At 69.1% G+C, this 7,134-nt stretch carries 6 protein-coding genes; 3 read left to right on the forward strand and 3 right to left on the reverse strand.

Annotated features, from left to right (window positions below):
• The first annotated feature begins 11 nt into the window (after window positions 1–11).
• The 3 genes from M622_RS33215 to M622_RS33225 all read left to right on the forward strand — a co-directional run bounded on the left by M622_RS33215 (window position 12) and on the right by M622_RS33225 (window position 4,179).
• Window positions 12–1,241: an acyl-CoA dehydrogenase family protein gene (locus M622_RS33215; protein WP_021249993.1), complete on the forward strand. Its 1,230-nt coding sequence runs from the start codon at window positions 12–14 to the stop codon at window positions 1,239–1,241.
• 49 nt (window positions 1,242–1,290) lie between these two features.
• Window positions 1,291–2,463, forward strand: a complete 1,173-nt coding sequence (locus M622_RS33220; RefSeq protein ID WP_021249994.1) for a CaiB/BaiF CoA transferase family protein — start codon at window positions 1,291–1,293, stop codon at window positions 2,461–2,463.
• 96 nt (window positions 2,464–2,559) lie between these two features.
• Window positions 2,560–4,179, forward strand: a complete 1,620-nt coding sequence (locus M622_RS33225; protein WP_021249995.1) for an AMP-binding protein — start codon at window positions 2,560–2,562, stop codon at window positions 4,177–4,179.
• A gap of 97 nt (window positions 4,180–4,276) precedes the next feature.
• Here the strand turns inward: M622_RS33225 and M622_RS33230 are convergent, their stop codons facing one another.
• From M622_RS33230 to cofH, 3 genes are all read right to left on the reverse strand, one after another.
• Complete coding sequence (locus tag M622_RS33230) at window positions 4,277–5,041, reverse strand: SDR family NAD(P)-dependent oxidoreductase (RefSeq protein WP_021249996.1); 765 nt, start codon at window positions 5,039–5,041, stop codon at window positions 4,277–4,279.
• Between the two features lie 110 nt (window positions 5,042–5,151).
• Window positions 5,152–5,919 (reverse strand): SDR family oxidoreductase, encoded by a 768-nt coding sequence (locus M622_RS33235; RefSeq protein WP_021249997.1) that lies wholly within the window; start codon window positions 5,917–5,919, stop codon window positions 5,152–5,154.
• Window positions 5,912–7,134, reverse strand: a 1,223-nt coding sequence (cofH, locus tag M622_RS33240; RefSeq protein ID WP_021249998.1) for a 5-amino-6-(D-ribitylamino)uracil--L-tyrosine 4-hydroxyphenyl transferase CofH, incomplete at its 5' end; no start/stop codon positions are given. The genes cofH and M622_RS33235, both read right to left, overlap by 8 nt.

Raw genomic sequence — 7,134 nt, forward strand, 5'->3', positions numbered from 1 at the left:
AACGCACCCCCATGGACTTTCGCGACACCCCCGAAGAAGCCGCCTTCCGCGCCGAAGTGCGCGCCTGGCTGCAAGCCAACGGCAGTGCACGCAGCCGCCCCGACGAAATGTTCGGCGAAGGCCTGGACGATGCCGCCAAGCTCGCCGCCGCCAAGGCCTGGCAGGCCAGGAAGGCCGCCGCCGGCTACGCCGCCATCGCCTGGCCGAAAGAAGCCGGTGGCCGTGGCGGCACGCCCATGCAGCAGGTGATCTACCAACAGGAAGAAGCCGCCTATCTGGTGCCGGGCATGATCTTCGAGATCAGCATCGGCATGGGCCTGCCCACGGTGATGATGTGGGCCGCGCCCGAGCTCAAGGCGCGCTTCCTGCGCCCCGGCCTGGCCGGCGAGGAGATCTGGTGCCAGCTCTTCTCCGAACCTGGCGCCGGCTCGGACACCGGCGGTGTCCGTACGCGAGCGGTGCGTGACGGCGAGGACTGGGTCATCAACGGCCAGAAGGTGTGGACCTCAGGCGCTCACTTCTGCGACTACGGCATCCTGCTCACGCGCAGCGACTGGGACAAGCCCAAGCAGGAAGGCCTGACCATGTTCATCGTCGACATGAAGGCGCCCGGCGTGGAAGTGCGCCCCATCCACCAGATGTCGGGCGAGTCGGAATTCAACGAGGTGTTCTTCACCGACGTGCGCATTCCCGACCGCTACCGCCTCGGCCCCGAGTGCGGCGGCTGGAAGGTGATGCTGAGCATGCTGATGCAGGAGCGCATGTCGGTCGGCGGCAACCTGCCCACCGACCTGCATGAGCACCTGATCGCGCTCGCACGCCAGTGCGACTGGGACGACAGGCTCGCCATCGACGACGCCCGCGTGCGCGCCCGCATCGCCGACGCCTACCTGCAGCAGCACGGCGTGGAACTGCTCATCGCGCGCGGGCTGACCGCAATCTCCAAGGGCAAGACGCCCGGTCCGGAGATGTCGATCACCAAGCTGGTGGCGGCCAAGGCACTGCAGGACATCTCGGCTTTTGCGCTGGAGCTGGCCGGTGCCGATGGCATCATCGGTCATGAGGCGCTGGGCGGCGACTGGCGCTACATGCAGCGTCTGTGGCTGGGTTCGCCCGGGGCACGCATGGGGGGTGGCACCGACGAGATCCTGCGCAACGTCATCGCCGAACGCGTGCTCGGCCTGCCCGGCGAGATCCGTACCGACCGCAAGATCCCCTTCCGCGAGCTCGAGCGCAGCTGAGCGCGCCCCTGAGCTGCTCCGCTTCCATCCATCCCGCAAAGGCCCAACGATGACAACGAAACCTCTCAGCGGCGTCAAGGTGCTCGATTTCACCCAACTGTTGCCCGGGCCGATGTGCACCCTGCAGCTGGCCGACATGGGCGCTGACGTGCTCAAGATCGAGCCCCCAGGCGGCGAGGCCGGACGTGGGCCAGCAGGCACGCCGATTTCGCACTTCTTCCTGGCGGTGAACCGCAACAAGCGCTCACTGACGATCAACCTGCGCGCAGCGGGCGCACGCGAGATCGTGCACGCCCTGGCCAAGGACGCCGACATCGTGATCGAGGGCTTTCGCCCGGGCGTGATGGCGCGCATGGGGATCGACTACGACACCCTCAAGGCGATCAATCCAAAGCTGGTGTACTGCGCCATCAGCGGCTACGGCCAGGATGGGCCGCTGGCAGAACTGGGCGGGCACGACATCAACTACCAGAGCTACGCCGGCATTCTCGAGCAGAGCGCAGCCCTCGGCGCCAAGCCCCATCCGGGCAACTTTCCGATCGCCGACCTGGCGGGCGGTGCGCTGTCGGCGGCGATGAGCATTCTCGCCGCCCTCTTCGACGCCCAGCGCAGCGGCCAGGGGCGCTTCATCGATGTGTCGATGACCGACTGTGCGATGGCCCTCAACACCCAGCCGCTGGCCAGCCTGCACAGCTGGAAGCAGCCCCTGCCCGCCGGCCACGACACCTTGTCGGGCGCGCTGCCCTGCTACGGCACCTACGCCACCGCCGACGGCCGCTACCTCGCGGTGGGCGCGCTCGAGCCCAAGTTCTGGCAGGCCTTCTGCGCCGCTGCCGGCTGCCCCGAGCTGAGCAAGAGCGGCTGGGCTGCAGGCAAATCCGGCGCTGCGGTCAAGGCCCAGGTGGCCCGGATCATCCAGGCGCGCACGCTCGCCGAATGGACACAGACACTGGCCGGAGTGGACGCCTGCGTCAGCCCGGTGCTGCGCATCGACGAGGTGCTCAGCCATCCGCACACTCAGGCACGCGCGATGACGGTGAACACCCCGCTGCCCGACGGCAGCACAGCGCCCTACTTTGCCTTTCCGGTGAAGATGAGCGATTTCCAGTTCTCACTCGAGCGCCCACCCCCCAGCGCCGGAGAACACAACGAAGCCGTACTGCGCGAGCTCGGCCATGACGCGGACGCCATCGCCCGTCTCAGGACCGACGGCGTCATCTAGCCCGGCCTGCCGGACAGATCACGTACTTCGTATCCCACCTCAGCGCCCGAGCACCATCGCATCATCACGCCGCAACACAAGAACACCGGAGACATCATGAATCCTCGCACTTTCAGCCTCGCCGACCTGTTCGCCATCGCCGCCGAGACCGTTCCCGAGCGCGACGCGCTGGTGATCGGCGACACCCGCCACACCTACGGCGAGATGGCCGCGCGCGTAGAGCGCCTGGCGGCCTGGCTGCACCAGCAAGGCATCGGCGAGGGCGATGTCGTCGGCCTGCAGATGTACAACTCGGTCGAATACCTCGAAGCCTTTCTTGCCGCCTGCCGCGTGCGCGCCATCCCCGCCAACATCAACTATCGCTACGTCGCCGACGAGCTGCGCCACATCTACGACAACACCGGCATCAAAGCCTTGTTCTACAGCGCCGAGCTCGAAACCGGCGTAGCCGAGGCGCTCGACGCCGCACCCGAACTCAAGGTCAAGGTGCGCAGCGGGGGCGGCCAGCCCACCCTTGCTGGCGCAGTCGCTTTCGAGGACTGTCTGTCCGCCGACACCGCGGCCTTGAGCGCGGTGGTGTGCAGCGACGACGATCTGTCGCTGCTGTACACCGGCGGCACCACCGGCAAGCCCAAGGGCGTGATGTGGCCGCACAAGGACCTCTTCTTCGGCTGCTTCGGCGGGGGCGCGTTCTACACCCCGGGTGAAGGCCCGATCGAGACCCCTGAGCAGCTCGCCGAGCGCATCCGCAGGAGCCACCCGATGCGCTTCATGCCGGTCGCGCCGCTGATGCATGGCGCGGCGCACTGGGCGACCATGGTGTCGCTGTTCGCCGGCCACACCGTGGTGCTCAACGACCAGCACCACTTCAACGCCGAGCACGTGCTCGACATCGCCGCCACGCAGAAGATCAACGGCATCACCCTGGTGGGCGATGCGATGGCGCTGCCCATTCTGGATGCGCTCAAGGCCCAACCCGGGCGCTGGGATCTGTCCTCGCTGTTCGTGTTCGGCAACGGTGGCGCGGTGATGTCCGCCCATATCAAGGATGCGCTCAGACCCTTCCTGCCAGCCAACATCTATTTCAGCGATGGCATCGGCTCTTCCGAAGGCGGCCAGCTCGGCATGGGCGCCAAACCCGCCGCAGGCGGCATGATCCAGATCGCCGCCCGCCCCGACCTCAGCGTGGTGGTCGACGGCGAGCGCATCGCCGTCGCCGGCGAGACCGGCATCCTCGCCCGCAGCGGCTATCTGCCGCTGGGCTATTACCGTGACCCGATCAAGAGCGCCGAGACCTTCGTCACCATTGCCGGCACGCGCTACGCCATCACCGGCGACGCGGCAAAGGTGGCTGAAGACGGTTCGATCATCGTTTTCGGTCGCGGCAGCAACTGCATCAATACCGGCGGCGAGAAGGTCTTCCCGGAAGAAGTCGAGGAGGCCCTGCGGCGCAGCGAGCACCTCGCCGATGCGCTCGTGGTCGGCCTGCCCGACCCGCGCTGGGGGCAGAAAGTGGTGGCGATCGTCGCCCCCCGCCCCGGCGTCAAGCTCGACCACGACGCGCTGCGCGAGATGTGTCGGACGCATCTGGCAGGCTACAAGCTGCCCAAGGACTTCGTGGAGGTGGAGGAGGTGCAGCGCTCGGCCGCGGGCAAGGCGAACTACGTGTGGGCAAAACGGGTGGCCACGGAGGCGCTCGGGGAAGCCACGCAGTGAGCTGGCAGTCCCGGCAAGCTCCGCATGTCACGGGTGCCTGAAGGGAAACCCTTCAGGCCTTGTCACGGGGGAGTGCTTAATGCAGGGCGTCCGCGTGCTATTCGACGATGACGCGCTGACCGGCCGTCCAGCCGCCATCGGCCACCATTGCGTGGCCGGTGACGAAGGAGGCGTCGTCCGACACCAGGAAGGCGGCGACCGCGGCCATCTCCTCCGGGCGACCGAAGCGCCCCAGCGCGTGCCAGTCGGTGAGCTGCTTGAGCGCGGCCGGATACTGCGCCACCGGCGCGGTCATCGGCGTCTCGACGAAGCCCGGGCACAGCGCGTTGACGCGCACCCCCGCCGTGCCGTAGTCCACCGCCAGAGTCTTGGCAAGCATGACCACGCCGCCCTTGGACACGTTATAGGCGACCGAGCCGGCGTGCGCGTGCAGGCCCAGCACGCTCGCCACTAGCACCATGCTGCCACTGCCCTGCGCGAGCATCGGCTTGACCGCGTGGCGGGCGACGTTGAGCGAGCCTTCGAGGTTGATCCTGAGCACGCGCTCGACTGCAGCCGGCGCCATCTCGTGCAGCGTGCCGTGGCCCAGCACGCCGGCGGAGTGAACCACGCCGTCGAGTCGCCCCTCGCGTGCGACGATGGCCTCGATCAGCGCTGCCACGGCCTCGTCGTCGGTGACGTCGAGCCGGGCGCAGCGCGCCGCATCGCCCGCAGCCCAGGCGGGCAACTCGGCCCAGGGCGCGAGGTCGCCGCCCCAGACGACGGCGCCTTCGGCGGCCAGGCGCGTGGCGGTGGCCGCGCCGATGCCCGAGGCCGCCCCGGTCACCAGCATCACTTTGTTTTCAAGACGACGGCAGTTCATTGTTTTCTCCGTGGTTTAGGCTAAGGGCACAACGGGCGGGGCGCGCCAGCGCCCGCTGCGCATCGCTTCCTGCGGCAGACAGGTGCGGGACATGACGCGATCTCGGCGCGTCAGAAGCGGTGCGGGCGTGTCAGCGCGTCGATCCCGCCGTCGATGAACAGCAGCGCGCCGTGGATGAAGGCGGCGCTCGGGGAGAGAAGGTGGGTGACGCAATCGGCGACTTCCTCGGCGCGGCCATAGCGGCCCACGGGGGGCAAGAACATGCGCGCTGCCTCCGGGACGCGCTCGTCGGCCTGCAGCGCGGCGAGCATCGGCGTCTCGATCGGCCCCGGGGCAACCGCGTTGATGCGAACGCCGGCCTGCGCCCAGGTCGCCGCGCGCTCGCGCATCGCGCAGGTGACGGCATACTTGCTGAGGCAGTAGGCGAGCATCGGCTGGCCAGCCTTCGTGGCCTCGGCGCGAGCGCGCTCCTCGTCGCCGTCAGCCAGCGCACGCGCCAGCGGATGCGAGTCCGCGTCCGGCACCTGCACCGCTCCGGTCGAAGACAGCAGCACGGCCGCCGGGTTGCGACCACGCCGCAGCGCCGGCAGAAGCGCATCCAGGCAGGCGAGCACGCCGAAGTAGTTGACCGAGACGATGCGCGCCGGATCCTCGGTCGGCCCGAGACCGGCGGCGCAGACCAGGCCGTCGAGCACGCCGCCGCTGCGCTGCAGCGTCTCGTCGAGGCCGCGCACGCGGCCTTCGGTCGTTCCGAGGTCGGCGATGAACTCGGCGCCGTGATGGGCGACGCCGAGCACCGTGCGGCCCTGTGCGTGCAGCGCGGTCGTGACCGCGCTGCCGATGCCGGAGCTTGATCCGGTGACAACGATCTCATGCATGGGCTGCGGCTTCCGCTGTGGTGATGTGGATCGGGAAATGAGCCCCAGGGCAGGCGGGGGTGGCTATTGTCGGCCGCGCCAAAGCGCGCTGGTAGAGGGTCGTACGTTGCCAGGCCGGCCGGTCGATGCCGTGAGCCAGCGCTTCCAGCGCTTCGACGGAGAACGCCTGGCCGTGCACGCCGCCGGCCGCGCGCGTGATCGATTCGTTCATCAGCACGCCGCCCAGGTCGTTGGCGCCGGACTGCAGGCACAGCGCCGCGCCCGCCGCGCCCATCTTGACCCATGAGGTCTGCACGTTCGAAATCAGCGGGTGAAGCGCCAGACGTGCCACTGCATGCATCAGCACCGCTTCGCGCAGCGTGGGGCCGAGCCGGCTCGCGCCCCGGCGCGCCATCGGCGCCTCCATGTGGACGAACGGCAGCGGGACGAACTCGGTGAAGCCGCCGGTCTCGGCCTGCAGCGCGCGCAGCCGCAACAGGTGGCGCGCCCAGTGCTCCGGGCGCTCGACATGCCCGAACATGATCGTCGCCGTACTGCGCAGCCCGGCCTCATGCGCGTGCCGCATCACGTCGAGCCACTCGGCGGTGCTCAGCTTGTCGGGGCAGATCCGCGCGCGCACCTCGTCGTCCAGGATTTCGGCCGCGGTACCGGGCAGCGTCGAGAGTCCGGCGTCACGCAGGCGACGCAGGTACTCGGGCAGCGGCAGGCCGAGCGTGCGCGCGCCGTGCAGCACCTCCAGCGGCGAAAAGGCGTGCACGTGGATGCCGGGCACGGCCTCCTTCACTGCGGTGACGATGTCGAGGTAGGTCTGACCGGTGAACTCCGGGTGGATGCCGCCCTGCAGGCAGACCTCGGTGGCACCGCGGGTCCAGGCCTCCAGGCTGCGGCGCGCGATCTCGGCGGTGTCGATCAGGTAGGCCGGGCCCCGCAGATCCTGCGTGGCCCTGCCCTTGGCGAAGGCGCAGAAGCTGCAGCGGTAGCCGCAGATGTTGGTGTAGTTGATGTTGCGGTTGACGACGTAGGAGACGCCGTCGCCCACGGTGGCCGCGCGCAGCCGGTCGGCCGCGTCCAGCAGCGCCGGCAGGTCCTCGCCTTCGGCGTTGAACAGCGCGACGATGGCGGACTCATCCAGCGCCTCGCCGGCCACGGCGCGCTCCACGGTGCTGCGCAAGCCGGGCGACAGGCCCTGCGCGCGCGCCGGTCGCCACGCCGCCG

The organism is Thauera terpenica 58Eu, from assembly GCF_000443165.1.
Taxonomy (GTDB): Bacteria; Pseudomonadota; Gammaproteobacteria; order Burkholderiales; family Rhodocyclaceae; genus Thauera; species Thauera terpenica.